Here is a 24509-nt window from a genome sequence, read left to right as displayed (position 1 = left end):
CGCGAAGGCGTTCCCCAGCATAGCGGCGGGCGTGGCGGATGCGCCGCATGGTGCGAACGTGGTCACGCCGGGGCGGGCGGCGCGGCCGGCGCCCGGCGTGTCAGGCCGGTCCCGCCTGCGGGGCCGACCAGCGCCGCCGCAGCGCGACCAGGCGCAGCCCGATGACCAGCGCCGCCGCGGCCGCCAGCGGCAGCGGCCCGGCCACCCCCAGGACGACGAGCACCGCCACCGCGACGGCGCCCAGCAGGGCGGCCACGGCGTAGATCTCGCGCTGGAGGACGATCGGGATCTCACCGGTCAGCAGGTCGCGGCCCACGCCGCCGCCGATGCCGCTGAGCATGCCGGCGATGCAGGCGCCGACCGGCGGCACGCCGGCCTCGAGGGCCTTGACGGTGCCGGTGACGGTGAACAGGCCCAGGCCGGCCGCGTCGAGCACCAGGACGGTGCGGCGCAGCCGGGCCAGCTGGGGGTGGAGCCAGAAGACGGCGGCGGAGGCGACCGCCGCCGTGACGGCGTAGCGCCAGTCGGCGAAGGCGAGCGGCGGGACCTCGCCGATGACGAGGTCGCGCACGATTCCGCCGCCGAGGGCGGCCACGAAGCCGACGAAGACGACGCCGAACAGGTCGAGCCGTTTGGCGACGGCCGCCGAGCCGCCCGAGGCGGCGAAGACGGCGACACCGGCGAGGTCGGCCAGCAGCAGGCCGGTGCCGAGATTCAAGGACGGAGCAGCGTCAGTGCTTCATCGACTCGTAGATCTCCTTGCACGCCGGGCAGACCGGCGAGCCGGGCTTCGGCGACTTCGTCACCGGGAACTTGTCGCCGCACAGCGCGACGACGTACGTGCCCATCACGGCGCTTTCGGCGATCTTGTCCTTACGCACGTAGTGGAACATCTCCGGACCGGTGTCGGCGTCCCGCGTCTCCGGACGCTCGAGGATCTGCGTGCTCACGGCTATTCACCCTTCGTTTCCTGCTGTGTCGGCCCGCCGAGGTCCCCCGAGCACGGCGGCAGAAGCTCCAACCCCCGAGTTTGACAGCTCACGCGCGAGCGGTCCAACGATCGGCCCGGGCCGGGGCTGCCCGTACCGTAGCCAACGTGAGCGGATCAACACGCGATTTTTCCGTCCGGTACGGCGACCACGTGCTCGCGGCGCGCCGGGCCGGCCACCCGATCGTGGCCCTGGAGAGCACCATCGTGTCGCACGGCCTGCCCCGCCCGGACAACCTGCGGGTGGCGCGCGAGATCGAGCAGACGGTCCGCGCGGCGGGCGCCGTGCCCGCCACGATCGGCATGGTGGCGGGCGAGCTGGTCGTGGGCCTGAGCGACGCCGAGATCGAGCGGCTGGCGGCGGGCGGCGAGGTGGCCAAGCTGTCCGTGCGGGACCTGGCCGTCGCCGCGGCCCGGGGCGCCGACGGGGCCACCACGGTCGCCGCCACGAGCGCGATCGCGGCCTCCGCGGGCATCGGCGTGTTCGCCACCGGCGGCCTCGGCGGGGTGCACCGTGAGGCCAATGTCACCTACGACGAGTCGGCCGACCTGGTCACGCTGGCCCGCACGCCGATCGTGGTGGTGTGCGCCGGCGTCAAGTCGATCCTCGACGTGGGCGCCACCCTGGAGCGCCTGGAGACCCTCGGCGTGGCCGTCGCGGGCTACGGCAGCCGCCGCTTCGGCGGGTTCTTCGTCACCGACAGCGGCTTCGACCTGGACTGGTCGCTGGACTCCCCCGAGCAGGTCGCGGCGGCGATGGCGGCCCGGCGCGCGCAGGGCGTGCACGACGGCGCGCTGGTGCTGAGCAACGCGCTGGGCGTCGACGAGCAGCTCGACCCGGAGCTGCACGACCGCACCCTCGCCGAGGGCCTGCGGCTGCTGGCGCGCGAGGGCGTCACGGGCAAGGCGGTCACGCCGTTCCTGCTGTCGCACTTCCACGCCGCGACGCAGGGCCGCAGCCTGGCCGTGAACGTCCGGGTCATCCTGCGCAACGCCGACCTGGCGGCCCGCATCGCCGTCGCGGATGCCTGACCTGGTCGTCGTCGGCGACCTGGTCACCGACGTCCTGGCGCTGACCGCCGGGCCGCCCGAGCCGGGCACCGACACCACCGGCACCATCCGCTTCACCGGCGGCGGCCAGGCCGCGAACACGGCCGCCTGGCTCGCCGCGGCCGGCTGCGCGGTCACGCTGGTGGCCGCTGTCGGCGACGACGCCGAGGGCCGCGACCGGGTCGCCGAGCTGACGGCCGCCGGGGTGCGGTGCGCGGTGCGCGCGTACCCGGACCGGACCGGCACCGTGCTGGTGCTGGCGGCCGCCGGCGAACGCACGATGATCGCGGACCGCGGCGCGAACCTGCGCCTGTCCCCCGCCGACGTGGACGCCGGCCTGGCCGCGGCCCCCGCCGCCACGCACCTGCACCTGTCGGGGTACGTGCTGCTCGACGCGGCGTCGCGCCCGGCGGGCCGGCACGCCCTGGCCGCCGCCCGCGCCCGCGGCCTCACCGTCAGCGTCGACGCGGCCTCCGCCGGCCCGCTGCGCCGCACCCCCGGCTTCGCCGGCTGGGTCCGCGGCGCCGACCTGCTGCTCGCCAACGACGACGAGGCCGCCGTCCTCGGCGACGTGCACACCCTCGCCCGCGAGGTGGTCGTCAAGCGCGGCGCCGCGGGCGCCTCCTGGGGTACGGAGCACTGCCCTGCGCGGGACGTGCCGGTGCTCGACGCCACGGGCGCCGGTGACGCCTTCGCGGCCGGCCTGCTCGCGGCGTGGCTGGGCGGCGCGGACCGGGCCGCGGCGCTGGCGGCGGGCGTCGCGTACGGCGCCCGCGCGGTGCAGACGCCCGGCTCGCGGCCCTAGGGCTCCAGGTCGATCGTCCGGCGCGGCGGCGCCTCGGCGGGCCCCTCGGCGCCCAGCGAACGCTGCCGGCTCAGCGGCTGCGCGGCGGCACGGCGTTCCGCCTTGGTCTTCGGCGCGCGGTCGTTGGCGATCAGCACCGCCATCCACGGCAGCGCCACCATGCCCAGCACGCACAGGCCGAGCCACAGCGGCAGCAGCGGCACCTGCAGGCTGATCAGGATGCCGCCGAGGATCAGGCACAGCGCCCGGATGCCCATCATGCTGACGTACCGGATCTGCCGGCTGCGGAGCTGTTCGGCGGGGCTGCGAGCCGCGTCGGTGATGAGCGTCGGCTGCTGTTTCGCCATGCGGGCCCCCTCGACTGGACCCGTCCATCCTTGCACCGCCGCGACAGCGCCTGCCACGTCCGTCGCCGTTGCGTCGGTTCAGCCCTTGGCGGCCGCCTTCATCTCCTTCTTGTACGCCCGCACCCGCGCCAGCGACCCGTCGTCGACGATGTCCGCCACCGACTTGTACGCCCCCTCGGCGCCGTACGCCCCGGCGGCCTCGCGCCACCCCGCGGGCGTCACGCCGTACTGCTTGCCGAGCAGCGCCACGAAGATCTGCGCCTTCTGCTTGCCGAACCCGGGCAGCGAGGCGGCCCGCTGGAGCAGGTCGGCCCCGTCCTCGACGCCGGCCCACAGGTTCGCGGCGTCGCCGCCGAAGCGCTCGACGAGCACCCGGCACACCTCCTGCACCCGGCCGGCCATGGCCTTCGGGAAGCGGTGCAGCGCGGGCGGCTTGGCGAAGATCGCGACGAGCGCCTCGGGGTCGTGGACGGCCAGCTCGGCGGCGGTGGGCGGGTGCCCGAGGCGCTGCGCCAGCACGTACGGCGAGCTGAACGCCTTCTCCAGCGGGATCTGCTGGTCCAGGGTCATGCCGATGAGCAGCGCCAGCGGGTCGGTGGTGAGCAGCTCGTTGGCCTCGTCGGCGATCGGCAACGTGATCGGCATGAGCCCCATCCTGGCAGCTCAGCGACCCTGGGACCAGCCGCGCCGGGCCGGGGCGCCGTTTGACGCGGGCCGTGCCGGGAAAGCAGGGGGCGGACAGATCACGCGGGCCCGCCGGGCCCGCCCGACCGGGAGGTGCACCCGTGCAGGACGACAGGACCTCACAGCAGCGGGTCGAGTCCGAGCTGAGGCACGGCGCCTACGGCGACCAGGTGCTCGACGACTCGACCGACACGCCGGAGGGCGCCCCGCAGTCGCCGGCCGACGTGCCGGAGCTGAAGAGCACGATCGACGCCGACGTGGACCCGGAGGTCCTGCGCAACGGCGGGCCGACGCGTACCCCCGGCATGATGACGACGACGGGCGGCAACGCCGGCCCGAACAGCATCAAGCGCCACCCCAACCGCCCGACGGACGGCACGAAGGTCGCCAACACCACCACGGGCGACGCAACGACCGGCGGCTTCACCTCGGAGGCGGGCGGCACCAGCGACGCCAGCACCGCCATCTGACGCGCACGACGACGGCGCCGGACTCCCGCGGGGTTCCGGCGCCGTCGCGCGTCCGGGGTCAGCCGAACCGGGACCAGTTCAGGTTGACGAAGTCGCCGCCCGGCCCGGCGAACGGCCGCTCGAACAGCCCGAACGCGAACTTGCGGGTGAGGATCCAGCGCACGGCGTCGTCGATCCGGTCCTCCGGCACCCGGCCGGCCTGCACCTCTGGTGCAGCAGCGGGATGACCTCCCGGTACGCCTCGGTGATCATCAGCATGTCGACGCCTACGTTCACGGATTCGCGCACGTCGCGCGGCGAGAAGCCGCACGTCTGAGATCAGGTACCGGTGGCCGTGCATATTGTCACCCCGGAAGCTGGGGTACGACACCATCACCGACGCGACGCCCCGGCGGACCGCCTCGGCGAACGGCGGCAGGTGCAGCGCCCGCAGCTCGTCCAGGGTGATGTCGGTGTCGCCCTGGTCGTCGCCGCCGGTGGTTCCGCCGGTGGTGCCGCCGTCGCCGACGTAGTGCTTGGCGGTCGCCATGACCGAGACACTTCATCTCCGAGGGACGGAGATCACGTCGGGTACGGTCGCCGGTGTGCGCGCCGTCGTCCAGACCGTCAGCTCCGCGTCCGTCACCGTCGGCGACGAGGTGGTCGGCAGCATCGCCGACGGCCTGCTCGTGCTCCTCGGCGTGACCCACGACGACACCGCCGCCACCGCCGCCACCATGGCGCGCAAGGTCCACGAGCTGCGCATCCTCGACGACGAACGCTCCGCCGCCGACGCCGGCGCCCCCCTGCTGGTGGTCAGCCAGTTCACCCTCTACGGCGACGCCCGCAAGGGCCGCCGCCCCACCTGGGTCGCCGCCGCGCCCGCCGAGGTCGCCGAGCCGCTGGTGACGGCGTTCGTCGAGGCGCTGCGCGGCCGCGGCGCGCAGGTGCAGACAGGACGGTTCCGCGCCCACATGCTCGTCCAGAGCGTCAACGTCGGCCCGCGCACCGTCCTGCTGGAGCTCTAGGAGAAAGAGAAACGGTGCGCGTGCCCACCGGGCCCGCGCACCGTCCGTCCGATCCGGATCTAGAAGAACAGCCCCCGGCGCTGCGCCGACTGCCGCAGCCAGCCGTCGAGCTGGCCCGTCCAGTCGGTCTGCTCCGCCGTGCGGTAGTCGACGTTGAAGCTGCCGAACGCGTCGTGGCCCTCGGTGAACATGCCGCCGCGCTTGTCGACCTCCAGCACCACCTGCAGCGCGTGCGGGGTCGGCAGGAACGTCAGCTCCAGCTGGTTGATGCCGCTGGCGTACTGCGGCGGCGGGTAGAACTCGATCTCCTGGTAGAACGGCAGGTGCTGCTCGGTGCCGTAGACGGTGCCGCGCTCGACGTCGGCGCGGCTGAACCGGAAGCCGAGGCGCAGCAGCGCGTCGAGGATGCGCTCCTGGGCGGGCAGCGGGTGCACCATCACCGGGTCGAGGTCGCTCTTGTCGACGGCGCGGGCGACCTCCAGCTCGGTGGCCAGCCCCATCGTCATGCCGTGCAGGCGCTGGCCGTACACCTCGGTGATGGGGGTCTGCCACGGCACGTCGAAACGGAACGGGATGTCGTGCTTGGCGCCCGCTTCCAGCCGGAACGAGCCGGTCAGCCGCTGGCGGTGGAACTCCTGGTTGCTGCTGTACTCACTGTCGCCCGACTCCACCTCGACGCGGGTCATGAGCCCCAGCGCCACGTACTCGATGTCGGTGGCGTGCTCGCCGCCGGCCACGTGCACCGTGCCCTCGAGGTAGCCGCCGGGGCGGCAGTTCGGATTGGCCAGCACCGTGTCGACCGACGGGCCGCCCACGCCGAGTGCCTGCATCATCCGCTTGAAGACCACCGTGTCCTCCGGTTCGCTCTGCGTGCCCTGGTCCGGGACAGTATCCACCCCCGGCAACGCCTCAGGGTTCTCCCTGATTCATGCCAGCCGGACGACTTCCTCACGTCTGCTTAACGCCCCCGCCGCCAAGCTTGTGATCACCGGCGCGATTGCGTGCCCGGTACTGAGCCAGACGGCCAGCGGGGAAAGGTCTGGGAAGGTGGTTCTGCACATGAAGGTGACGAATTCGACGGTTGCCGCCGCCGAGGACATGGTGCACGACGGTGTCGAGCCGCAGGTCGACCTCGACGCCACCGACGAGCGCGGCGTCTCGGCCGACCTCGTCCGGGCGTACCTCAACGGCATCGGCCGCACGAAGCTCCTCACCGCCGTGCAGGAGGTCGAGCTGTCGAAGCGCATCGAGGCCGGGCTGTACGCCGAGGAGAAGCTCGACGGCGCCACCGGTGAGCTGCGCGAGCTGCTCGAGGTCGTGATCCGCGAGGGCCAGGCCGCCAAGAACCACCTGCTGGAGGCCAACCTGCGCCTGGTGGTCAGCATCGCCAAGCGGTACACGGGCCGCGGCATGGCGTTCCTCGACCTCATCCAGGAGGGCAACCTCGGACTGATCCGCGCCGTCGAGAAGTTCGACTACACCAAGGGCTACAAGTTCTCCACGTACGCCACCTGGTGGATCCGCCAGGCCATCACCCGCGCCATGGCCGACCAGGCCCGCACCATCCGCATCCCGGTGCACATGGTCGAGCAGGTCAACCGCATGGTGCGCGCCCGCCGCGACCTGTCCGCCAGCCTCGGCCGCGAGCCGAAGGTCGCCGAGATCGCCGCGGCGATGGGCGTTCCGGAGTTCCAGGTCATCGAGCTGATCTCGTACGACCGCGAGCCCGTCAGCCTCGACCAGGCCGTCGGCGAGGACGGCGAGAGCGCCCTCGGCGACTTCGTCGCCTCCACCGACCACGCCGCCGGCGGCGAACTGACCCGCGGCGAGCTGCGCAGCGAGGTCGAGATCGTGCTCGCCACCCTGTCGGAGCGCGAGTCCGCCGTCATCCGCCTGCGCTTCGGCCTCGACGACGGCCGCCAGCGCACCCTCGACGAGGTGGGCCGCGAGTTCGGCCTGAGCCGCGAGCGCATCCGCCAGATCGAGAAGGTCACCATGCTGAAGCTGCGCGACCCCGCCCGGGCCGCCCGGCTGGAGGCGTACGCCAGCTGATCGACGAAGATGGAAGCCGGCCGCGGTTCGCGGCCGGCTTCGTTCCTTCCTGGGGGTACGCGGTGGCAGCAGTCAACCTGGGCGTGCGCTTCGTGCTGGAGCTGTGCGCCCTGGCCGCACTGGCGTGGGGCGGCTGGAGCGTCGACGCCGACACGTGGGTGAAGATCGTCATGGCGGTGCTGCTGCCGCTGCTGGGCGCCCTCGTGTGGGGGCGCTGGGTGGCGCCACGGGCGAGCCGCCCCCTGCCCGACCCGCTGCGCCTCGCCCCGGAGTGGGTGGTGTTCGGGGGCGCGGTGCTGGCGCTGCTGTTCACCGGGCACCCGGTGCTGGCGGCCACGCTGGCGGTGCTGGCGGCGGCCAACCGGTTCGCGCTGTGGCGCACCCGCACCGGCACGGGCGGCGAACCGGTCTAGCCCGCCGGTCAGCCGTTCGGACGCGACTCGATCGCCTGCAGCGCCCAGCTGTTGCCGTCGGGATCGCGGAAGTAGACGAACCGGCCCCACGGCTGCTCGTCCACCTCGCTCGCCTCGATGCCCGCGTCGAGCAGCTGCGCGCGCGCCGTCTCCGCGCTGGCCACCACGACCTGGATCTCCTGCGTGCCGGGCGCCTTGTCGGTGATGCCGTCGCCGATCACGATGGAGCACGCCGAGCCGGGCGGCGTCAGCTGCACGAACCGCAGGCCTTCGCGAACCGTGTGATCGTGGTCGGCGGTGAACCCGATCGTCTCGTAGAACGCCTTGGCCCGATCGACGTCGGTCACCGGTACGGGGATGAGCTCGATCTTCCAGTCCATCCCCTCACCGTAGGCCAGTACGGACGGCCGATGGACCCCCGTCGGCGGGCGGCGTGCAATGGGATTCGCAGGGTCCGGCGGAACGGCCCCCGCGTCGTCCGCCGGCAGCGCGACGACCCCACGGAGGCACCGATGGGACAGGCACGCCGGCTCATGGACCGGTTCACCGAGGCCGCACTGATCGACAAGGACCTGAAGCAGGTCGGGGACTGCTTCGCCGAGAACGCCGTCGCCGAGGCGCCCGACCGGACGCTCACCGGCCGCGACGAGATCGTGGAGTACGTCCGGCAGTTCGTCGACGGCTTCCCGGACGTCCGCTTCGAGGAGCGGGCCATGTACGAGGACGGCGACGCCGCCGTGGTCGAAGGCGTGTACGTCGCCACCAACACGGGACCGCTGGCGGGCCCGGACGGCCGCACCTACCCGGCGACCGGGCGGCCGATCCGGCTGCGCAGCTGCGAGGTCGGCACCGTCGGGGACGGCGTGTTCACCGCGTACCGCTTCTACAACGACCAGGTCGAGTTCCTCGCGCAGCTCGGCCTGATGGAGGACCCGGCGGCCGGACGCTAGCGAGGAGGTGCGGACGGCGACCCCGTTCAGGAGGGCTCGGCCTCGCGGACGTCCGTCCCGTGCTCGGCGAACGCCTTGAAATCGCGCATGTGCTGCAGCGACTGCTTGCGGAAGGCGCCGGTCATCACGATCGACCCGAGCCGCATCAGCAGGCCGCTGAACCGGTACTCGTTCTCGCTCTCCCAGAGCGTCGTGTCCGGGCCGTTCCCGGTCAGGCGTTCGCGCGCGGCGCTCCACATGCCGTTGCCGGCGATCTCGCGCTCGAAGCGGACGACGCTCTGTGGCGGGATTCCGTGCAGGTCCGCCGGTTCGCGGCGGGTGATGGTCTCGACGGCCTCGAACGTCTGCTGCCCCATCCGCAGCACGACCCGCGAGGTGGTGCCGACCTGACCGTGCGCGCCGTCCAGCGGCTCGTGCAGCACCAGGCCGCGCAGCCACTTCGGCAGGTGGACCGGGTCGGCGAGCAGCTGGGCCACCCGGCCCCGCGGCTGGTCGATCTGGATCAGGACGGTGTACTTCACGGCCCCACCATGACACGGCCGCGCGTGAGGGTCAGAGCCGGCGGGGCCCGGTGTCCGGCCGCGGCACGGCTGCGCCCACCTCGACGGTCGCGTGCAGCACCGAGTAGCCGTCCGGGCGGGCGAGGACCGGGTTGAGGGACAGCGACCGGATCTCCGGCCGTTCGTCGACGAGGCGGCCGACGCGCAGGAGGAGGTCGGTGAGGGCGGCGCGGTCGACGGGCTGGGAGCCGCGGTAGCCCCACAGCAGCGGGGCGGCGCGCGGCTCGTCGACGAGGGCTTCGGCGGCGCGGTCGGTGAGGGGGGCGGCGCGCCAGGCGCGGTCGCCGAGGAGTTCGCCGGCGACGCCGCCGAGGCCGAAGCCGACGACCGGGCCGAACGCCGGGTCCTCCACGACCTCGACGGTGCAGGCGACGCCCGGGGCGACCATGGGTTGCAGCAGCATGCGGGGGCCGAAGGCGGCGGCCATCTCGTCGTACGCGCGGCGCAGGGTGTGTTCGTCGGGCAGGCCGAGGCGGACGGCGCCGAGGTCGATGCGGTGGCGCAGGCCGCCCAGTGCCGCCTTGACGGCGACAGGGTAGCCGAGGGTGGCGGCGGCGGCCGCGGCCTCGTCGGCGGACTCGACCGTCACGGACGGGACGACCGTGATGCCGTACGTGGCGAGCAGGTCGGCGGCGGGGGCGTCCAGGGCGGCGGCCGCGGCGGCGGGGTCCACACCGGACAGGTCGGGGACGACGCCGGGCGGGCGGCGCAGCCAGTCGGCGTAGCCGGCGACCCGGCCGAGGGCGCGCACGGCCTCCTCGACCGACGGGTACGACGGCACCCGGTCGGGCAGCACGCCGGCCAGGAACGTGGCCACGGTGGGTTTCTCGCCGGCCAGGGCGACGCTGGCGACGGCGGTGGCGAAGTCGGCGTCCTCCTCCAGCAGCTGGCCGGGCAGCGGGGGCGCGAACACGGCCACGAGGGCGTCGACGCGGTCGTCGGTGGCGGCGTCGGCGAGGGCGTCGGCGAACTCGTGCGCCCCGGCCTGCGGCCCGAGGTGGTGCGGGTAGCCGTCGGCGACGACGAGGCCGTTGGCGCGGCAGGCGGCCACGGCGAGCCCGGCGAGGGCGGACGCGTTGCCGACGACGGCGACCCGGCGGCCGGCGGGCAGCGGCTGGTGGGCGAGCAGCAGGCCGACGTCGAACAGCTCGGCGACCGTGTCGACGCGGATGACGCCGGAGCGGGCGAACAGGGCGGTCACCGCGTGCGCGTCCGGGCCGGGCAGGTCGCCGGCGAGGCCGTCGGGGCGGGTGGCGGAGGCGACGGCGACGACCGGCTTGACGCGGCCCATGCGGCGGGCCAGCCGGGCGAACTTGCGCGGGTTGCCGAACGTCTCCAGGTAGAGCAGTACGGCGTCGGTGGCGGGGTCGTCCTGCCAGTACTGGACCAGGTCGTTGCCGGAGACGTCGGCGCGGTTGCCGGCCGACACGAAGCTGGACAGCCCGAGGCCGCGGCGTTCCGCCTCGGCCAGCAGCGCCACGCCGAGCACGCCGGACTGGCTGAAGAAGCCGACCCGCCCCGGGGTGGGCAGGCGCGGCGCGAGCGTGGCGTTCAGGCGTACCGACGGGTCGGTGTTGGCGATGCCGAGGCAGTTGGGGCCGACGACGCGCATCCCCGCCGCGTGCGCGGCCCGGATGAGGTCGCGCTGCGCGGCCGCGCCGGCCGGGCCGGCCTCGGCGAAGCCGGCGGAGACCACCACCAGGCCGTGGGCGCCGGCGGCGGCCGCGTCGGCCACCACGTCCGCGACCGAGTCCGGGGGTACGGCGACCAGGGCGAGGTCGACGGGCACCCCGGCGGCGGCCGCGGTCCGGTACGCGGGCAGCCCCGCGACCCGGGCGGCGGACGGGTGCACCGGCACCACGGCGCCCGGGAAGCCGCCGTCGCGCAGGTGCCCGAGCAGCGCCGCGCCGATGCCCTGGCCGCTGGCGCTGGCCCCGTACACGGCGACGCCGCGGGGGTGCAGCAGCCGCGCGATGGAGCGCGACTCGGTGCGGTGCTCGCGGCTCTCCTGCACCTCGCGGGAGCGCCCGGTGGGTGCGATGGGGAAGCTCAGCTCGACGACGCCGTCGGCGTAGTGCCGCTCGACGGGGTAGCCGGTGTCGCCGAAGACGCGCAGCATGGCGCCGTTGGCGGGCAGCACCTCGGCGGTGAACCGGGTGATGCCGACGTCGCGGGCGGCGGCCGCCAGGTGTTCGATGAGGACGGAGCCGATGCCGCGGCCCTGGTGCGCGTCCTCCACCACGAACGCCACCTCGGCGTCGGTGGAGTCCGGCCCGAGCCGCTCGTAGCGCCCGACGGCCGTGATCCGGTCGCCGGCCAGCACCACGAACGCCTCCCGGTCGGCGTGGTCGACGTTGACGAACCGGTCCAGGTCCTTCTCGGGGATGCGCGGGTACGGCGTGAAGTAGCGGAAGTAGCGGGTGCGCTCGCTCATCCGGGAGTGGAACGCGACGATGGCGTCGGCGTCTTCGGGGGCGATCCGGCGCAGGTGGACGGTCGTGCCGTCGCTGAGCAGCACGTCCGCGGAGCGGTCAGGGCTCGTCATCGTCAGTCCCGCGCGTCCTGCGGGTCGAGCCCGTGCAGCGGGAACACCGCCCGGCGGGTGGCCATGATCGTCTTGTCGACCGCGTCCGGTTCGGTGCCGGGCTTCCACCGCTCCCCCGACAGCCGCACGTCGTCGGTCATCCGCAGCGGGATGTCCGCGCCGGGGCGGCGCCGGGCGGCGAGCGCCCGCCAGGACGGCGGCGTGAGCGTGGCCGGGTCGAGGGCGTCCCCGGTGACGGCGGCGAGCAGGTGCGTCCACGCCCGCGGGACGGCCTCGACGAGCGCGTACCCGCCGCCGCCCGTGGCGACCCACCGGCCGTCGCACAGCTCGTCGGCGAGCGCCCGCAGCTCCAGGTACGTGGCGCGCTGGCCGTCCACGCTGAGCCGCAGGTCGGCCAGGGGGTCGAGCCGGTGGCCGTCCGCGCCGCACTGGGTGACCAGCACCTGCGGCTCGAACGCCCGCAGCACCGACGGCACCACCGCCTGGAACGCCCGGTGCCAGCCGTCGTCGGAGGTGCCGGCGGGCAGCGCCACGTTGACCGCCGTGCCGGCCGCGCCCGGCCCGCCCGTCTCGTCGGGGAAGCCGGTGCCGGGGAACAGGGTCAGCGGCGACTCGTGCAGGCTCACCGTCAGCACCCGCGGGTCGTCCCAGAAGACGGCCTGCACGCCGTCGCCGTGGTGCACGTCCACGTCGACGTACGCGACCCGCTCGGCGCCCAGCGCCAGCAGCCGGGCGATCGCCACCGCCACGTCGTTGTAGACGCAGAACCCGCTGGCCCGCGACGGCATGGCGTGGTGCAGCCCGCCGGCCAAATTCACGGCCCGGCGCGCCTCACCCCGCCACACCGCCTCGGCCGCGGTGACCGTCGCCCCCACCACCCCGGCCGTCGCGGCGTGCATGCCCTCGAAGATCGGGTTGTCGGTGGTGCCGAGGCCCCAGCCGGAGAAGAACGGGTCCAGCGGGGCGGCCCGCACCGCGTGCAGGTAGTCGGGGCGGTGCACCAGCGTCAGCAGCTCGTCGCCCGCCGGTTCGGCCCGGCACACCCGCACGCCGGGGCGGTCCAGCACGCCCAGGTCGCGGGCCAGCGCCATGGTCAGCTCCAGCCGCACCGGGTTCATCGGGTGCTCGCCCATGTCGTAGGCGAGCAGGGCCTCGTCCCAGACGACCAGCGCGTTCGCCATGCCCGTCATGCTCGCACGGTTCCCGGCTCCGCGCCGGTGGCGACGGGACGGGCCGGGTCGGTGATCCAGTGGCTCCACGAGCCGGCGTACAGGGCGGCGTCGGTGCGCCCGGCCCGGTGCAGCTCCAGCACGCCGCGCGCGGCGAACACCCCGGAGCCGCAGTACACCCCGACGCGCGGGGCGCCGAGCACCTCGGTCACCGGCACGTTGACGGCGCCCGGGATGTGCCCGGCGACCGGGTCGACGGGCTCCGCCTCGCCCCGGTACCGCTCGGCGGCGCGCACGTCGACCAGCACGCCGTCGCGGGCCACCTCGGCGGCGCCGGCCGCGTCGAGCACCGGCAGCCCGCCCGGGCGCACCGTCACGTCGCCCGGCGGCGGGTCGGGCACCCGCGTGGTGACCTCGCCGGTCCACCCGGCGAAGCCGCCCGCCAGCACCCGGACGTCCTCGACGCCCGCCCAGCGCAGCGTCCACCAGGCCCGGGACGCCGCCGCGAGGTCGCCGTGGTCGTACACGACGACGGGCCGGCCCTGCGACAGCCCGGCGGCGCGCAGCACCGCCTGCAGCGCCGCCGGGTCGGGCAGCGGGTGCCGGCCGCCGGGGCCGGGCGGGCCGCACAGGTCCGCGTCCAAATCGAGGAAGACGGCCCCCGGCAGGTGCCCGGCGGCGTAGTCGGCGCGGCCGGGCGGGCCGGTCAGCCGCCACCGCACGTCGATCAGCAGGGGCGCGTCGTTGGTCAGCTCGGCGGCGAGCGCTGCCGCGCTCACGACCGGATCGTCCGGTACGGTCACAGGCCCCAGTCAACACCAGGTCGGCCCGGCGGCCGCACCGCTGTGCCGGGGTATCATTCCTGCTGGGAGGGCCTCACCGTGAATCACCTCGTGGACACCACCGAGATGTACCTGCGCACCATCCTCGAACTCGAGGAGGAGGGTGTGCCGCCGCTGCGCGCGCGCATCGCCGAGCGGCTGCACCAGAGCGGCCCCACCGTCAGCCAGACCGTCGCCCGCATGGAACGCGACGGCCTGCTCCGCGTCGAGGGCGACCGGCACCTGCACCTCACCGAGCTGGGCCGCGGCCACGCCGTCAGCGTCATGCGCAAGCACCGCCTCGCCGAGCTGCTGCTCGTCAACGTCATCGGCATGCCCTACGAGGAGGCCCACGAGGAGGCCTGCCGCTGGGAGCACGTCATGAGCGACACCGTCGAGCGCCGCGTCTACGACCTGCTCAACCGGCCGACCCGCTCGCCGTACGGCAACCCGATCCCCGGCCTCGACGCGCTGGGCACCCCCGAGCTGCCCGACAACGAGCAGGCATCCGAGGCGATGGAGGGCGAGCGCAACCTGGCGTTCCCCGGCCTCACCGGCTCGGTCATCGTCCGGCGCATCTGCGAGAGCGTGCAGACCAACGCCGACGTGCTGCGCCAGCTGCACGCCGCCGGCGTCGACCCGGGCGCGACCGTCACCGTGGCGCAGGAGCGCGACGGCGTCACGATCGACCGCTCCGGCGAGCAGATCCGCCTGCCCCGCGAGGTGGCCTCGCGGGTCTTCGTCGCGGCGGGCTGACGGGCTACAGCTCGTCGCTGTCCAGCGCCTGGGCCAGGTTGACCAGCCGGCCCGCCATGTCGTTCGCCTCCTGCTCGCCGGCGCCGTCGCCGAACGTGAAGCGCAGCGACAGCAGCTGCTTGTCCTTCGTCAGCCAGCCCAGCTCCACCGCCGGGCCGGCGCCGTCCTCCGCCGGCAGCACCTGCCGGTAGGCGGCGGCGCCGAGCCCGCTGAGGCTCTTGGCGCCCTTCGGCTTCAGCTCCGCCAGGTACGTCCGGGCGTCCGCCGTGGTGCTCTCGACCACCACCAGCGTCAGGTCGGGCCGGGTGCTGCCCTCGGTCTGCACGACGCAGGTCGCCGTCTCCCCGGACTGGTCGGACGCGGCGACGTCGAACCGCACGCCGATGTGTTCCTCGATCTGCGGGTAGTCGAGCAGGATGCAGGCGCCCCCGGCGGCCGAGGCGGGCACCTGCAGCTCGGGCAGCGGCTGGTCGGCGGCCGCGGCGCCGGCCGGGGCGTTGTCGGGGGTGCAGGCCGTCAGCGCGAGCACCGCGCAGAGGGCGGCCGGGACGACGGAACGCGGGCGCATCAGGCGGTGTCCTCCCGGGGGCGAATTCGCGGGACACCGTAAACCGTCGGCCGCGCGCGGATCAATTCCCCGCGCGGGGCTCACGTCTCCCGGCCGGTGTTCTCCGCCGGGGTGCCGGCGTACGGGCAGTGCCGGCAGCCGCGCCCGCAGCAGGTGCCGCGGCGGGCGAGGAAGCCCGCGATCAGCACGAACAGCCCGGTGTCCGGGTCGAGGTAGCCGGCGTCGCCGCGGGCCAGCGCCGCGGTGTGGGCGGCGAGGATCTCCGCCCGGCGCGGGTGGCCGGGGGCCAGGCGGGCGGGGTGCGGCTCCTGCCAGCGCTCCCTCACGACCGCCCACCCTAGCGCCGGGTCAGCGCACCCCTCGCGGCCGGAACTGCACGCTGATCCGCGGCCCGGCCGGCCGGGCGGTCTTCGGCACCGCGTGCTCCCAGGTGCGCTGGCAGCTGCCGCCCATCACGATGAGGTCGCCGTGGCCGAGGTCGCGCCGCACGGTGGCCGCCCCGCCGCGGCGCGGACGCAGCAGCAGCGACCGGGGCGAGCCGAGCGACAGGATGGCCACCATCGTGTCGGTGGTGGATCCGCGCCCGATGGTGTCGCCGTGCCAGGCGACGCTGTCGCGGCCGTCGCGGTACAGGCACAGGCCGGCCGTGCGGAACGGCTCGCCCAGCTCGGGCACGTAGTGGGCGTCGAGCGCCGCCTTCGCCGCGTCGAGGGCCGGGTCGGGCAGCGGCTCGTCCTCGCCGTAGAAGCACAGCAGCCGGGGCACGTCGACGACCCGCTCGTACATCTGCCGGCGCTCGGCCCGCCACGGCACCGCGTCGAGCAGGCGCTCGAACAGCGCGTCGGCGCCCGTCAGCCAGCCGGGGAGCACGTCGATCCAGGCGCCCTCGGTGAGCGCGGTGCGGCGCACCGCCCCGGCCAGCGGGCCGGGGCGGCTGTCGCCACCCAGGTCGAGCAGGGATCCCTGGAACGTCACCCGCCGACTGTAACCCGGCTTCGAACAGGCGTGCTAGTGGCCGTGCGGCGTTCGGCGACCGCGAGGGCGGCCACGGCGGCGAGCAGCACCGCCATGCCGAGCAGGGCGACCGCGCCGAGCCGCTCCCCCAGCGCCAGCACGCCGATCAGCGCCGCCGTCACCGGCTCGACGAGCGCCACCACCGACGCCGTCGTGGCCCGGATGCGGGCCAGCCCGGCGAAGAACAGCCCGTAGGCGAGCGCCGTCGGCACGACGCCCAGGTAGGCGAGCCAGCCGGCGGCCGCGCGCAGGTCGCCGGCCGGCCACAGCCCCTCGGCGACGGCCGGCCCGAGCAGGCAGACCGCGCCGACGGCGAACCCGGACAGCGCCGTCCGGGCGGGGTCACCGGCCGGGGCGCCGCGGGTGAGCAGGGTGACGGCGGCGTACCCGGCCGCCGACAGCAGCGCCAGCGCGATGCCGAGCAGGGGCCGCGGCCCGCCACCGCCGCCGTCGGCGCCCAGCAGCGCCAGCCCGGCCAGGGCCAGCGCGACGGCGGCCGCGCCGCCCCGGCCGAGCCGCTCGTCGAGCAGCAGCCGCCCGCCGGCGGCGATGAGCGCGGGCCCGGCGCCGAGCGTCACGACGGTGGCGACGGCCAGCCCCGCCTGCTCGACGGCCGCGAAGTAGGCGGTCTGGTAGACGGCGAGGCCGGCGCCGGTGACCACGAGGGTCCAGCGGCGGCCGGCGGGCCGCGCGAGCCGTGCGGGCCGGCGTCCCGCGGTCAGGCGGGCGGCGGCGAGGGCGCCCGCGAGGGCGGCGGCGCCGAGGACGAAGCGCCAGAAGGAGACCGCGACCGGCCCGAGGCCGTTGTCGCGGTAGAGGAGGGCGGCCGCCGCCCCGCCGGTTCCCCAGGCGGTGGCGGCGATGAACACGTAGACGAGACCTCGGTACACAGGCTGATTCCCCACAGTCGACGGTCGGGCCGGGTCGGTGCGAGGCGGCCGCCATCGCCGCGGCCGGTGCCGGCCGCGGTGGGTTCAGGGGCGCCGCCCGTCAGGCGACGGGCGGCGGGGGGAGCAGCGTGTGCAGCACGGCCGTGACCCTACGGCGGCGGCCGGGCGCCCGCAGCTTGACATTGGGTGTCAAGTAGCATGGCGGCCGTGGGTGCGCTCGAGGACCAGCTCGTCCGGCTGCTCGACGTGCGGCTGCTCGACCCGCTGGAGATCCTGCTCGACGGCGACGACGCCGTGTGCGCGCTGCGCGAGCTGGTGCGCCGCCGGGCCGGCGACTGGGCCCGGCGCATGACCGCCGGCTCCGACGACGAGGCGGTGCGGATCGCCCTGCGGGTGGTGGGCACGCTGTACCCGTCGGACCGGGCGTTCGACCCGCCCGCCGCCTGGTGGGGCACGCCGCTGGGGCAGGTGGTGGCCCGCCGGGTCGGGCACCCGTCCGCCGAGGCCGTCTCGTACGCCACGGCGGGCGCCATGCTCGGCATCAGCCGGCAGGGCGTGCACGACCTGGTGCGCCGCGGGAAACTCACGCGCCACCCCGACGGCGGGGTCCGCCCGTCGTCCGTCCGAGACCGCCTCCGGGGGCAGCAGTGATCAACGACCGGCTCATCGACGCGGGCGAGATCCCGATCGCCGTGCGCGACTTCGGCGGCGACGGCCGCCCGCTGCTGCTGCTGCACGGCGCGGGCGGCAACCTGGCCGCGATGACGCCCCTGGCCCGGGCGCTGCGCGCGCGGCACCGGGTGGTGACCGTGGACCTGCGCGGGCACGGCCGGTCCGGCGACGCCGCGTTCACCTGGGACGCCGCCGTGGCCGACCTCGCCGCGGTGGCCGTCCACCTGGGGCTGGAGCGGCCCGCCGTCGTCGGCCACGCGCTGGGCGGCATGCTCGCCGCCCTGTGGGGCAGCCGGCACCCGGACTCCCCCGGCGTCGTCAGCCTCGACGGCACGCCCCCGCCGATGCGCACCGAGCAGCTGCCGGGCCTGGCGTCGGCCGCCGAGGAGCTGGTGCGCCTGCACGACCGGTTCGGCGTCCGGTCGCCGGGCGTCGTGCCCACCGGCGAGGTGCCGGCGCTCGTCGACCAGCGGCGGGCGGCCGCCCGCGACGCCGGCCTGCCGGAGAAGACGGCGGCGGAGGCGCTGCGCCGCAACCTGGTCACCGTCGGCGGCGAGACGGCGATCCGGCCGTCGCCCGAGATCACCGAGCAGCTGTGGCGCGCGGTCAGCACGTTCGACCCGTACCCGGTGTACGCGGCGACGACGTGCCCGCTGCTGCTGGTGCAGGCGACCCGCGACCGGCCGGACCAGGAGCCGTTCGCCGGCCTGTACGCGGCGTACCGGCAGTGGGTGGACGCCCAGGTCGAGCGGGCGGCGAAGCGGGCCCCGCGGATGCGCGCCGTGCGCCTGGCGGACGCCACCCACGACATGACCGACGAGCACCCGGCCGTCCTGGCCGACCTCATCGGCACGTTCCTGACCGCCCGCTGACTCCCTATCCTTCCCTGTCGAGGGTAGGATGCGGAATTATGGACCAGGATTGGTTGTCGGTCGAGCAGGTCGCGGAGCGGCTAGGCCTGCACGTGCGCACCGTGCGCGGCTACATCCGGGACGGCCGGCTCAAGGCCGTCCGCATCGGCAAGCAGTACCGGATCGCCCGCGCCGACCTGGCCGCCCTCACCGGCGCCCCGCCGCCCGCCGCGCGGCCCCCGGCCGAGGTGTCCGCAGTGCTGGAGGCCGACGGGCTGACCGCCGCGGATGCCGACCGGCTCGGCACCGCCCTGCTCGCGTACGCGCAGTGGCCGCAGGACGACGGGCGGCCGCTGCGCCTGCAGACCCTCTACGACCGCGACCGCGGGCGGCTCAGGGTGCTCGTGTTCGGCGGCGCCGCCGCCACCGCCGCGGTGCTCCGGACGGCCGACGACCTGCTCGGCGGGCTCGCGGGGACCGGCCGTGACTGAGCCGGCGGCCGGCGAGGTGACCCGGCGGCACGGCGTCGACGTGCTCGTCTGCGCCGCGGACGGCCCGCCCGTCGCGCACCCGCAGGACGCGCTCGACCTCATCGGCGCCGCGTACGGCCGGGCCGACGCCGTCGCCGTGCCCGCCGCCCGGTTCGACCCCCGGTTCTTCGAGCTGCGCAGCGGCCTGGCCGGCGAGGTCATGCAGAAGTTCGTCAACTACCGGATCCGGCTGGTGATCGTGGGCGACATCGACGCACGTCTGGCCGCGAGCGACGCGCTGCGGGCCCTCGTGGCGGAGTCCAACCGGGGCGATCAGGTGTGGTTCGTCGCCGATCTCACCGAACTGGACCGCCGGCTGGCGTGACGGGCCGCCGGGACGGATACCACATCCATAGTGGCTGTCGGATGGCTTGCAGAGGATCTTCCCGGCGGGCCGCTCTCGTGGGTACAGTGCGCTCGCACGCTCAGTACTGCCCTCGTCGCTGCGGGTCGCTCTCCATCGGTGCCGCCTGCCGCCGGCGGGGCCCGTCCGCAGTCGACAAGGAGAGATCCCCGTGCGAAAACTTCTGGCCATACCTGTCGCGACCGTCCTGGTCGTGGGGTTGGGCGCCAGCCCGGCCGCCGCGATCGACGAGGTCAACAGCAAGAAGCTGCGCGACGCGGTGACCGTCAACGGAATCCTCGGCCACGAGCGGGTGTTCCAGCGGATCGCCAACCAGAACGGCGGCACCCGCGCGTCCGGCACCCCCGGTTACGCGGCATCCGCCAACTACGTCAAGAGCACCCTCGCCAAGGCCGGGTACGACGTCAGCGAGCAGGAGTTCACGTTCCCGTTCTTCCGTGAGCTGGCCCCGGCCACGCTCGCCCAGACCGCCCCGACGGCGCAGACGTACACGACGGGCACCTTCAACTACTCCGGCACCGGCGACGTCACCGGCACGGTCGTGGCCGTCGACATCCAGATCCCGCCGGCGCCCACCCCCAGCTCCACCTCCGGCTGCGAGGCGTCCGACTTCACGCCCGCGTCGGCCACCGAGCCGCAGATCGCGCTCATCCAGCGCGGCAGCTGCGACTTCCGGGTCAAGGCCGAGAACGCGCAGGCCGCCGGCTACGACGCCGTCATCATCTTCAACGAGGGCCAGCCGGGCCGCACCGAGCTGTTCATCGGCGACCTGGGCCGCCCGTTCACCATCCCGGTCGTCGGGCTGTCGTTCGAGGACGCCTCCGCCCTGTACGCGCAGGTGCAGGGCCCCGGCGACGTGACCGTGCGCGTCACCACCAGCACCGAGACCGACCTCGCGGCCAAGACCACCAACGTGTTCGCCGAGACCCCGGGCGGCGACGCGGACAAGGTGATCGTCGTCGGCGCCCACCTCGACTCGGTCGTCGAGGGCCCCGGCATCAACGACAACGGCAGCGGCTCCGCGGCCATCCTGGAGATCGCCAAGCAGATGGCGAAGCTCGACATCAAGCCGCGGCAGAAGGTGCGCTTCGCGTTCTGGGGCGCCGAGGAGTCCGGCCTGCTCGGCTCCGAGTACTACGTGGACAACCTGCCCGCCGACGAGCTCGCGAGCATCTACGCCAACCTCAACTTCGACATGCTCGGCTCGCCGAACTACGTCCGCTTCGTCTACGACGGCGACGGCTCGGACACCCCCGTCGAGGGCCCGGCCGGCTCCGCCGAGATCGAGGACATCTTCACCAAGTACTTCGCGAGCCAGGGCCTGGCGTCCGAGCCGACCGAGTTCAGCGGCCGCTCCGACTACGGCCCGTTCATCGCGGTGGGCATCCCCGCCGGCGGCCTGTTCAGCGGCGCCGAGGGCGTGAAGACCCCGGAGCAGGCCGCGGTGTACGGCGGCACGGCCGGTGAGCAGTACGACCCGTGCTACCACGAGGCCTGCGACGACATCAACAACCTGAGCACCAAGGCGCTGCACGAGCTGGGCGACGCCGCCGCGCACGCGGTGTTCACCCTCGCCCGCACGAAGACCGGCTTCTTCCCGGACGGCAGCCTGCGGGCCCGGGCCGCGAAGCAGGCGTACGTGGCGCCGGAGTTCGACTACAAGGGCTCGCACGCGATCCGCTGACGAGCTGACACACAGCGACAGGGGGCCGGCCACCGCCGGCCCCCTGTCCGCTGCCGTCAGGCCATCGGGAACCCCACGTCGAAGACGTCGTCGCCGTCCGCCGCCCCGAAGAAGTCCGTCCAGTACGTCTCCCGCGGCGGCCCGCCGATGTCCCCGCCGTTGGCCATGATCCACTCCTCGACGGCCTCGTAGACGCCGCCGAGCGCCCCCGCCAGCACCGTCGCCTTCGTGACCCGCACGTACGCCTCCCGGTGCGCCGGCTGCACCTCGCCACCGTCCCCCGCGACGGGCGCGCACACCTCCAGCAGCACCGGCCCCTCGTTCGGGTTGCCGCCGTAGATCACCACGAACACCGGCTCGTCGGTGCCCGGCCGCTCCAGGTACGGCTGCGCGGCCGTGCCCAGCACCCCGCCGTGCCGCTCCTCGGCGGCCTTGGCCACGTCCGCCATGCTGCGCTGCAACAGCTCGGACAGCCCGTCCTGCCCCGTGGTGTGCCGCTCCACGACGACGCGCCGCTCCGGCACCTCCCGGACCCGTACCTCGGTCATGATCCTGTTTCCTCTCTCGGTGTGTGCGGGGTCGATCATCGGCCCGGCCCCAGGGGCAGAGTCAACGATGCGCCCGTGTCGCGGCCGGGCGCCGGAAACACCGGACACCAATCATCGGACCGAATTCAGTCGGCGACCGGACCATTCCGCGTTTTAATCAGACTCAACCATTGTGACCATCAAATGCCACGTGGTACTCCACATGCCGAAGGTCCCGACAGCTTTCCACTTGACCATTACCCCTGGTCAGGCCGATCTTCTGCGCACTTTTCCCGGGCCCGGAAAAGCGCGTCGAATCTGTCGTGACACCATCGGCAACCGGGAAAGGAAATCCCTCATGATCCGCACGTATGCCGGGCGACGCGCTCTGCGCCTCGGATTCGTCACCGCGGCGATCGCCACCGCCGCGCTCACCCTGCCGTCGGCGGCCCAGGCCACCCAGGCCGCCGCGCCGCCGCCGGGCGCCGACCCCGCCTGTGCGCCGGCGCACTGGTACGGCACGGCCGGCGCGAACACGTACCACGGCAACTTCCGGCCGGAACGCATCGACGGCCTCGGCGGCGCGGACCGCCTGTGGGGCGCCGGTGGCAACGACACCATCTGCGGCGGCAACGGCAACGACGTCACCCGCGGCGAGAACGGCCACGACCGCGAGTACGGCGGGAACGGCAACGACACCCAGTACGGCGGGAACGGCAACGACGCCCAATACGGGGGCAACGGCGACGACACCCAGAACGGCGGGCCGGGCGCCGACCGGCAGTACGGCCAGGCCGGGTACGACACCCAGCGCGGCAACGCCGGCAACGACCGGCAGTACGGCGGCAACGGCGACGACCGCCAGTACGGCGACGCCGGCAACGACCGCCAGTACGGCGGCAACGGCTACGACCGCCAGTGGGGCGGCGCGGGCGCCGACGACCAGTACGGCGACGCGGGCAACGACACCCAGCGCGGCGGCAACGGCCACGACCGGCAGTGGGGCGGCGCGGGCAACGACACGCAGTGGGGCGACAACGGCAACGACACGCAGCGTGGCGGCAACGGCAGCGACACCCAGCGCGGCGGCAACGGCGCCGACACCCAGTACGGCGACAACGGCAACGACACCCAGCGCGGCGGCAACGGCGCGGACACGATGCGCGGCGGCAACGGCAGCGACCGCCTCTACGGCGAGGCCGGCAACGACACCGTCAACGGCGGCGCGGGCGTCGACTGGTGCTACGGCGGCCCGGGCGCCGACACGTTCGTGAACTGCGAGCACGTCGTCCAGTGACCGGCGGGCCGGTGGGGCGGCGCGACCGCCCCGCCGGCCACTACCCGAACCAGCTCATCCCCTGGCCGTGCGGGCGCGTCCAGGCCAGCGGCCGCCCGTCGAGCGCCAGCACGTTGTGCAGCGTCCGGTCGGGCGGCTCGGGCAGCCGAGGGTGGGGCAGCACCTCCGCCGCCTCGTTGGCGACCCAGTGCCCGGGCAGGCCGCGCACGACCGCCGCGAACGCGTCCCGCCGCGCCGGCGGCACCTGGTACAGCACCGACGTGTGGAACACCACCAGCGTCGCCCCGGCGGGCGCCCGCGCCGCCAGCGCCGGCAGGTCGTCGACGAGGTCCCCGCGCACCAGCAGCGGCGGGTCCGCCGCGGCCACGGCCGCCGCCGCGCGCAGCCGGTCCCGCCGGTGCACCTGCTCCGGCCAGACCAGCGCCTCCAGCCACGCCAGGTCGGCGGCGCGCCGCACGTCGAGCGGGTTCAGGTCGAGCCCGGCCCGCCACACCACCCGCGGCGGCGCGGCCGGCGGCGTCACCCCGGCGGCGGCGCACTCCAGCACCGGCCCGCCGGACCCGACGGCCACGTCGCCGTAGCGGTAGGAGTACCGGTCGGGGTACAGGCACAGCCCGGCCGACGCCCCCACCTCCAGCAGCGCCAGCGGCTGCGGCAACGCGGCCAGCACCGGCAGCAGCACGGCGCACCGCCCGGCCTCGTTGGTCTGGGTGGCCCGCACGCGCAGCCCGGCCGCCACGGCCGCCCACCGCCGCACCACGTACCGCGCGAACGCCTCCGGGTCGTCCACCGGCCCGCCCAGCGACCGCACCACCGCGAACAGCAGGTTCGGCTGCCGGCGCGCGGGCGGCACCGTGCCGAGCAGCGCCAGCACCTCCGCGTCGTCCGCGACGGCCAGGGCGAGCCGCTCGTACGCGGGCGACACCCCACGCGCCTCCCGCTCGGCGAACTCCCGGTACACGTCCCCGGTCACCGCGGGCCGTCCAGCATGGACCGCAGCCGGGCGATCCCGCGCAGCACGTCACCGCGATGCCGGCCCGCCTTGATCCAGGCGGGCAGGCGGGCGACGAGGCTCATGCCGGGAGCGGTGCGCTCCCGCAGGCCCGCGCCCACGTAGCGCTCCAGCAGGTCGAGGTGGCGTTCGTTGAGGGCCCACAGCTCGCCGCCGCGGCACCGCGTCACCAGCCACAGGCGGACGGCCCGGCAGCACGGCGGCGCACCGGCGGGCAGGTCCCGCACGTGCGCGCACGCCCGGCAGCTCAGCCGCCGCCCGCCGTCCGGCCACGGCCGCACCGTGGCGTGGCCGGAGCACGCCGGGCACACCACGTCGACGGGGTCGTCGGCCGGCCGGTGCAGCGGCGGCACGTCGTCGCGGAACCGGCGCGGCAGCGTCGTGGTCATGGCGACCATCGTCGCCGGTCCGCGCCCGGTCACGCATGCGCATTCCCCGGGAAACGGGAACGTCCCCCGGGCCGCGACGGGCCCGGGGGACGTT

At 74.8% G+C, this 24509-nt stretch carries 32 protein-coding genes; 14 read left to right on the top strand and 18 right to left on the bottom strand.

What is annotated here, in order from left to right; all coding sequences use genetic code 11:
* Nucleotides 1–100: 100 nt before the first annotated feature.
* Nucleotides 101–718 carry a trimeric intracellular cation channel family protein gene (locus Sya03_RS05035; protein WP_203936966.1) on the bottom strand — a complete coding sequence of 206 codons (618 nt, stop codon included), beginning with the start codon at nucleotides 716–718 and terminating at the stop codon, nucleotides 101–103.
* A 13-nt stretch (nucleotides 719–731) separates the two neighbouring features.
* Nucleotides 732–956 carry a DUF3039 domain-containing protein gene (locus Sya03_RS05030; RefSeq protein ID WP_203937052.1) on the bottom strand — a complete coding sequence of 75 codons (225 nt, stop codon included), beginning with the start codon at nucleotides 954–956 and terminating at the stop codon, nucleotides 732–734.
* 140 nt (nucleotides 957–1096) lie between these two features.
* Here Sya03_RS05030 and Sya03_RS05025 point away from each other — a divergent pair, with 140 nt between their 5' ends.
* Both Sya03_RS05025 and Sya03_RS05020 read left to right on the top strand, forming a co-directional pair.
* The gene (locus tag Sya03_RS05025; RefSeq protein WP_203936965.1) at nucleotides 1097–2020 is read left to right on the top strand and encodes a pseudouridine-5'-phosphate glycosidase; all 924 of its coding nucleotides are present in this window, start codon (nucleotides 1097–1099) and stop codon (nucleotides 2018–2020) included.
* Nucleotides 2013–2843: a carbohydrate kinase family protein gene (locus Sya03_RS05020; protein WP_203936964.1), complete on the top strand. Its 831-nt coding sequence runs from the start codon at nucleotides 2013–2015 to the stop codon at nucleotides 2841–2843. The genes Sya03_RS05025 and Sya03_RS05020 overlap by 8 nt, the downstream gene beginning before the upstream one ends.
* Here the strand turns inward: Sya03_RS05020 and Sya03_RS05015 are convergent.
* Both Sya03_RS05015 and Sya03_RS05010 read right to left on the bottom strand, forming a co-directional pair.
* The gene (locus Sya03_RS05015) at nucleotides 2840–3190 is read right to left on the bottom strand and encodes a DUF3099 domain-containing protein (protein WP_203936963.1); all 351 of its coding nucleotides are present in this window, start codon (nucleotides 3188–3190) and stop codon (nucleotides 2840–2842) included. The two genes, Sya03_RS05020 and Sya03_RS05015, sit on opposite strands and share 4 nt — an antisense overlap.
* Before the next feature lie 78 nt (nucleotides 3191–3268).
* On the bottom strand, nucleotides 3269–3835 hold the full coding sequence (locus Sya03_RS05010; RefSeq protein ID WP_203936962.1) for an HhH-GPD-type base excision DNA repair protein: 567 nt from the start codon (nucleotides 3833–3835) through the stop codon (nucleotides 3269–3271).
* 140 nt (nucleotides 3836–3975) lie between these two features.
* Between Sya03_RS05010 and Sya03_RS05005 the strand changes: the two genes are divergently transcribed.
* On the top strand, nucleotides 3976–4344 hold the full coding sequence (locus Sya03_RS05005) for a hypothetical protein (protein WP_203936961.1): 369 nt from the start codon (nucleotides 3976–3978) through the stop codon (nucleotides 4342–4344).
* A 58-nt stretch (nucleotides 4345–4402) separates the two neighbouring features.
* Here Sya03_RS05005 and Sya03_RS05000 read toward each other — a convergent pair whose 3' ends face one another.
* Nucleotides 4403–4873, bottom strand: a complete 471-nt coding sequence (locus tag Sya03_RS05000) for a glycoside hydrolase family 3 N-terminal domain-containing protein (protein ID WP_203936960.1) — start codon at nucleotides 4871–4873, stop codon at nucleotides 4403–4405.
* A gap of 55 nt (nucleotides 4874–4928) precedes the next feature.
* Here Sya03_RS05000 and dtd point away from each other — a divergent pair, with 55 nt between their 5' ends.
* Nucleotides 4929–5351 (top strand): D-aminoacyl-tRNA deacylase, encoded by a 423-nt coding sequence (dtd, locus tag Sya03_RS04995; RefSeq protein WP_203936959.1) that lies wholly within the window; start codon nucleotides 4929–4931, stop codon nucleotides 5349–5351.
* A gap of 59 nt (nucleotides 5352–5410) precedes the next feature.
* On the opposite strand, the gene Sya03_RS04990 is transcribed toward dtd, so the two are convergent.
* Nucleotides 5411–6199 (bottom strand): sporulation protein, encoded by a 789-nt coding sequence (locus Sya03_RS04990; protein ID WP_203937051.1) that lies wholly within the window; start codon nucleotides 6197–6199, stop codon nucleotides 5411–5413.
* 250 nt (nucleotides 6200–6449) lie between these two features.
* Between Sya03_RS04990 and sigB the strand changes: the two genes are divergently transcribed.
* Nucleotides 6450–7403 carry an RNA polymerase sigma factor SigB gene (gene sigB / locus Sya03_RS04985; protein ID WP_203937050.1) on the top strand — a complete coding sequence of 318 codons (954 nt, stop codon included), beginning with the start codon at nucleotides 6450–6452 and terminating at the stop codon, nucleotides 7401–7403.
* Nucleotides 7404–7465: 62 nt separating this feature from the next.
* Nucleotides 7466–7816, top strand: a complete 351-nt coding sequence (locus tag Sya03_RS04980; RefSeq protein WP_203936958.1) for a YrdB family protein — start codon at nucleotides 7466–7468, stop codon at nucleotides 7814–7816.
* Between the two features lie 8 nt (nucleotides 7817–7824).
* Here Sya03_RS04980 and Sya03_RS04975 read toward each other — a convergent pair whose 3' ends face one another.
* Entirely contained in the window at nucleotides 7825–8196 is a 372-nt protein-coding gene (locus Sya03_RS04975; RefSeq protein ID WP_203936957.1) for a VOC family protein, read from the bottom strand.
* Between the two features lie 132 nt (nucleotides 8197–8328).
* Here Sya03_RS04975 and Sya03_RS04970 point away from each other — a divergent pair, with 132 nt between their 5' ends.
* Nucleotides 8329–8766: an ester cyclase gene (locus tag Sya03_RS04970; protein WP_203936956.1), complete on the top strand. Its 438-nt coding sequence runs from the start codon at nucleotides 8329–8331 to the stop codon at nucleotides 8764–8766.
* A 26-nt stretch (nucleotides 8767–8792) separates the two neighbouring features.
* Here the strand turns inward: Sya03_RS04970 and Sya03_RS04965 are convergent, their stop codons facing one another.
* From Sya03_RS04965 to Sya03_RS04950, 4 genes are read right to left on the bottom strand one after another with little or no spacing between them, the layout of a single operon-like run.
* Nucleotides 8793–9287, bottom strand: a complete 495-nt coding sequence (locus Sya03_RS04965) for an SRPBCC family protein (protein ID WP_203936955.1) — start codon at nucleotides 9285–9287, stop codon at nucleotides 8793–8795.
* Between the two features lie 31 nt (nucleotides 9288–9318).
* Entirely contained in the window at nucleotides 9319–11871 is a 2553-nt protein-coding gene (locus Sya03_RS04960) for a bifunctional acetate--CoA ligase family protein/GNAT family N-acetyltransferase (protein WP_203936954.1), read from the bottom strand.
* A 2-nt stretch (nucleotides 11872–11873) separates the two neighbouring features.
* Nucleotides 11874–13052, bottom strand: coding sequence for an acetoin utilization protein AcuC (locus Sya03_RS04955; RefSeq protein WP_203936953.1), 1179 nt, complete (start codon nucleotides 13050–13052; stop codon nucleotides 11874–11876).
* 5 nt (nucleotides 13053–13057) lie between these two features.
* The gene (locus Sya03_RS04950) at nucleotides 13058–13843 is read right to left on the bottom strand and encodes a sulfurtransferase (protein ID WP_203936952.1); all 786 of its coding nucleotides are present in this window, start codon (nucleotides 13841–13843) and stop codon (nucleotides 13058–13060) included.
* A gap of 78 nt (nucleotides 13844–13921) precedes the next feature.
* Between Sya03_RS04950 and Sya03_RS04945 the strand changes: the two genes are divergently transcribed.
* Complete coding sequence (locus Sya03_RS04945) at nucleotides 13922–14617, top strand: iron-dependent transcriptional repressor DtxR (protein ID WP_203936951.1); 696 nt, start codon at nucleotides 13922–13924, stop codon at nucleotides 14615–14617.
* 4 nt (nucleotides 14618–14621) lie between these two features.
* Here the strand turns inward: Sya03_RS04945 and Sya03_RS04940 are convergent, their stop codons facing one another.
* The 4 genes from Sya03_RS04940 to Sya03_RS04925 form a co-directional block, all read right to left on the bottom strand.
* Complete coding sequence (locus Sya03_RS04940) at nucleotides 14622–15185, bottom strand: hypothetical protein (RefSeq protein ID WP_203936950.1); 564 nt, start codon at nucleotides 15183–15185, stop codon at nucleotides 14622–14624.
* Nucleotides 15186–15265: 80 nt separating this feature from the next.
* Nucleotides 15266–15511, bottom strand: a complete 246-nt coding sequence (locus Sya03_RS04935) for a C1orf53 family protein (RefSeq protein WP_203936949.1) — start codon at nucleotides 15509–15511, stop codon at nucleotides 15266–15268.
* 22 nt (nucleotides 15512–15533) lie between these two features.
* Complete coding sequence (locus tag Sya03_RS04930) at nucleotides 15534–16160, bottom strand: alpha-ketoglutarate-dependent dioxygenase AlkB (RefSeq protein ID WP_239107114.1); 627 nt, start codon at nucleotides 16158–16160, stop codon at nucleotides 15534–15536.
* A complete protein-coding gene (locus tag Sya03_RS04925; protein ID WP_239107113.1) occupies nucleotides 16157–17089 on the bottom strand; it encodes a DMT family transporter in 933 nt (310 codons plus the stop codon). Before Sya03_RS04925 ends, Sya03_RS04930 begins: the two co-directional genes overlap by 4 nt.
* Nucleotides 17090–17296: 207 nt before the next feature.
* Here Sya03_RS04925 and Sya03_RS04920 point away from each other — a divergent pair, with 207 nt between their 5' ends.
* The 5 genes from Sya03_RS04920 (at nucleotide 17297) to Sya03_RS04900 (ending at nucleotide 21190) form a co-directional block, all read left to right on the top strand.
* On the top strand, nucleotides 17297–17740 hold the full coding sequence (locus tag Sya03_RS04920) for a hypothetical protein (protein WP_203936947.1): 444 nt from the start codon (nucleotides 17297–17299) through the stop codon (nucleotides 17738–17740).
* The gene (locus Sya03_RS04915; RefSeq protein WP_203936946.1) at nucleotides 17737–18633 is read left to right on the top strand and encodes an alpha/beta fold hydrolase; all 897 of its coding nucleotides are present in this window, start codon (nucleotides 17737–17739) and stop codon (nucleotides 18631–18633) included. The genes Sya03_RS04920 and Sya03_RS04915 overlap by 4 nt, the downstream gene beginning before the upstream one ends.
* A 38-nt stretch (nucleotides 18634–18671) precedes the next feature.
* On the top strand, nucleotides 18672–19103 hold the full coding sequence (locus tag Sya03_RS04910) for a helix-turn-helix domain-containing protein (protein ID WP_203936945.1): 432 nt from the start codon (nucleotides 18672–18674) through the stop codon (nucleotides 19101–19103).
* Entirely contained in the window at nucleotides 19096–19467 is a 372-nt protein-coding gene (locus Sya03_RS04905; RefSeq protein WP_239107112.1) for a DUF4180 domain-containing protein, read from the top strand. The genes Sya03_RS04910 and Sya03_RS04905 overlap by 8 nt, the downstream gene beginning before the upstream one ends.
* Before the next feature lie 190 nt (nucleotides 19468–19657).
* Nucleotides 19658–21190, top strand: a complete 1533-nt coding sequence (locus Sya03_RS04900; protein ID WP_203936944.1) for a M28 family metallopeptidase — start codon at nucleotides 19658–19660, stop codon at nucleotides 21188–21190.
* A gap of 56 nt (nucleotides 21191–21246) precedes the next feature.
* Here the strand turns inward: Sya03_RS04900 and Sya03_RS04895 are convergent, their stop codons facing one another.
* Entirely contained in the window at nucleotides 21247–21738 is a 492-nt protein-coding gene (locus Sya03_RS04895) for a GyrI-like domain-containing protein (RefSeq protein WP_203936943.1), read from the bottom strand.
* A 337-nt stretch (nucleotides 21739–22075) separates the two neighbouring features.
* Here Sya03_RS04895 and Sya03_RS04890 point away from each other — a divergent pair, with 337 nt between their 5' ends.
* A complete protein-coding gene (locus Sya03_RS04890; protein WP_203936942.1) occupies nucleotides 22076–23014 on the top strand; it encodes a calcium-binding protein in 939 nt (312 codons plus the stop codon).
* A 40-nt stretch (nucleotides 23015–23054) separates the two neighbouring features.
* On the opposite strand, the gene Sya03_RS04885 is transcribed toward Sya03_RS04890, so the two are convergent.
* On the bottom strand, nucleotides 23055–23987 hold the full coding sequence (locus Sya03_RS04885) for a DUF2332 domain-containing protein (RefSeq protein WP_203936941.1): 933 nt from the start codon (nucleotides 23985–23987) through the stop codon (nucleotides 23055–23057).
* Nucleotides 23984–24415 carry a hypothetical protein gene (locus tag Sya03_RS04880; RefSeq protein WP_203936940.1) on the bottom strand — a complete coding sequence of 144 codons (432 nt, stop codon included), beginning with the start codon at nucleotides 24413–24415 and terminating at the stop codon, nucleotides 23984–23986. Before Sya03_RS04880 ends, Sya03_RS04885 begins: the two co-directional genes overlap by 4 nt.
* Between the last annotated feature and the right edge of the window lie 94 nt (nucleotides 24416–24509).

It is taken from the genome of Spirilliplanes yamanashiensis (assembly GCF_016863475.1).
Lineage (GTDB): Bacteria > Actinomycetota > Actinomycetes > Mycobacteriales > Micromonosporaceae > Spirilliplanes > Spirilliplanes yamanashiensis.
This window is presented reverse-complemented; position numbering and strand designations above follow the sequence as displayed.

What these genes read in the sequence shown, in the direction of transcription:
- Sya03_RS04970 (WP_203936956.1), top strand. Translation starts at nt 8,329, where the DNA reads ATGGGACAGGCACGCCGGCTCATGGACCGGTTCACCGAGGCCGCACTG.
- sigB (WP_203937050.1), top strand. Translation starts at nt 6,450, where the DNA reads ATGGTGCACGACGGTGTCGAGCCGCAGGTCGACCTCGACGCCACCGAC.
- Sya03_RS04960 (WP_203936954.1), bottom strand. Translation starts at nt 11,871, where the DNA reads ATGACGAGCCCTGACCGCTCCGCGGACGTGCTGCTCAGCGACGGCACG.
- Sya03_RS05015 (WP_203936963.1), bottom strand. Translation starts at nt 3,190, where the DNA reads ATGGCGAAACAGCAGCCGACGCTCATCACCGACGCGGCTCGCAGCCCC.
- Sya03_RS05020 (WP_203936964.1), top strand. Translation starts at nt 2,013, where the DNA reads ATGCCTGACCTGGTCGTCGTCGGCGACCTGGTCACCGACGTCCTGGCG.
- Sya03_RS04955 (WP_203936953.1), bottom strand. Translation starts at nt 13,052, where the DNA reads ATGGCGAACGCGCTGGTCGTCTGGGACGAGGCCCTGCTCGCCTACGAC.
- Sya03_RS04895 (WP_203936943.1), bottom strand. Translation starts at nt 21,738, where the DNA reads ATGACCGAGGTACGGGTCCGGGAGGTGCCGGAGCGGCGCGTCGTCGTG.
- Sya03_RS04890 (WP_203936942.1), top strand. Translation starts at nt 22,076, where the DNA reads ATGATCCGCACGTATGCCGGGCGACGCGCTCTGCGCCTCGGATTCGTC.
- Sya03_RS04910 (WP_203936945.1), top strand. Translation starts at nt 18,672, where the DNA reads ATGGACCAGGATTGGTTGTCGGTCGAGCAGGTCGCGGAGCGGCTAGGC.
- Sya03_RS04880 (WP_203936940.1), bottom strand. Translation starts at nt 24,415, where the DNA reads ATGACCACGACGCTGCCGCGCCGGTTCCGCGACGACGTGCCGCCGCTG.
- Sya03_RS04940 (WP_203936950.1), bottom strand. Translation starts at nt 15,185, where the DNA reads ATGCGCCCGCGTTCCGTCGTCCCGGCCGCCCTCTGCGCGGTGCTCGCG.
- Sya03_RS05010 (WP_203936962.1), bottom strand. Translation starts at nt 3,835, where the DNA reads ATGCCGATCACGTTGCCGATCGCCGACGAGGCCAACGAGCTGCTCACC.
- Sya03_RS04975 (WP_203936957.1), bottom strand. Translation starts at nt 8,196, where the DNA reads ATGGACTGGAAGATCGAGCTCATCCCCGTACCGGTGACCGACGTCGAT.
- Sya03_RS05000 (WP_203936960.1), bottom strand. Translation starts at nt 4,873, where the DNA reads ATGGCGACCGCCAAGCACTACGTCGGCGACGGCGGCACCACCGGCGGA.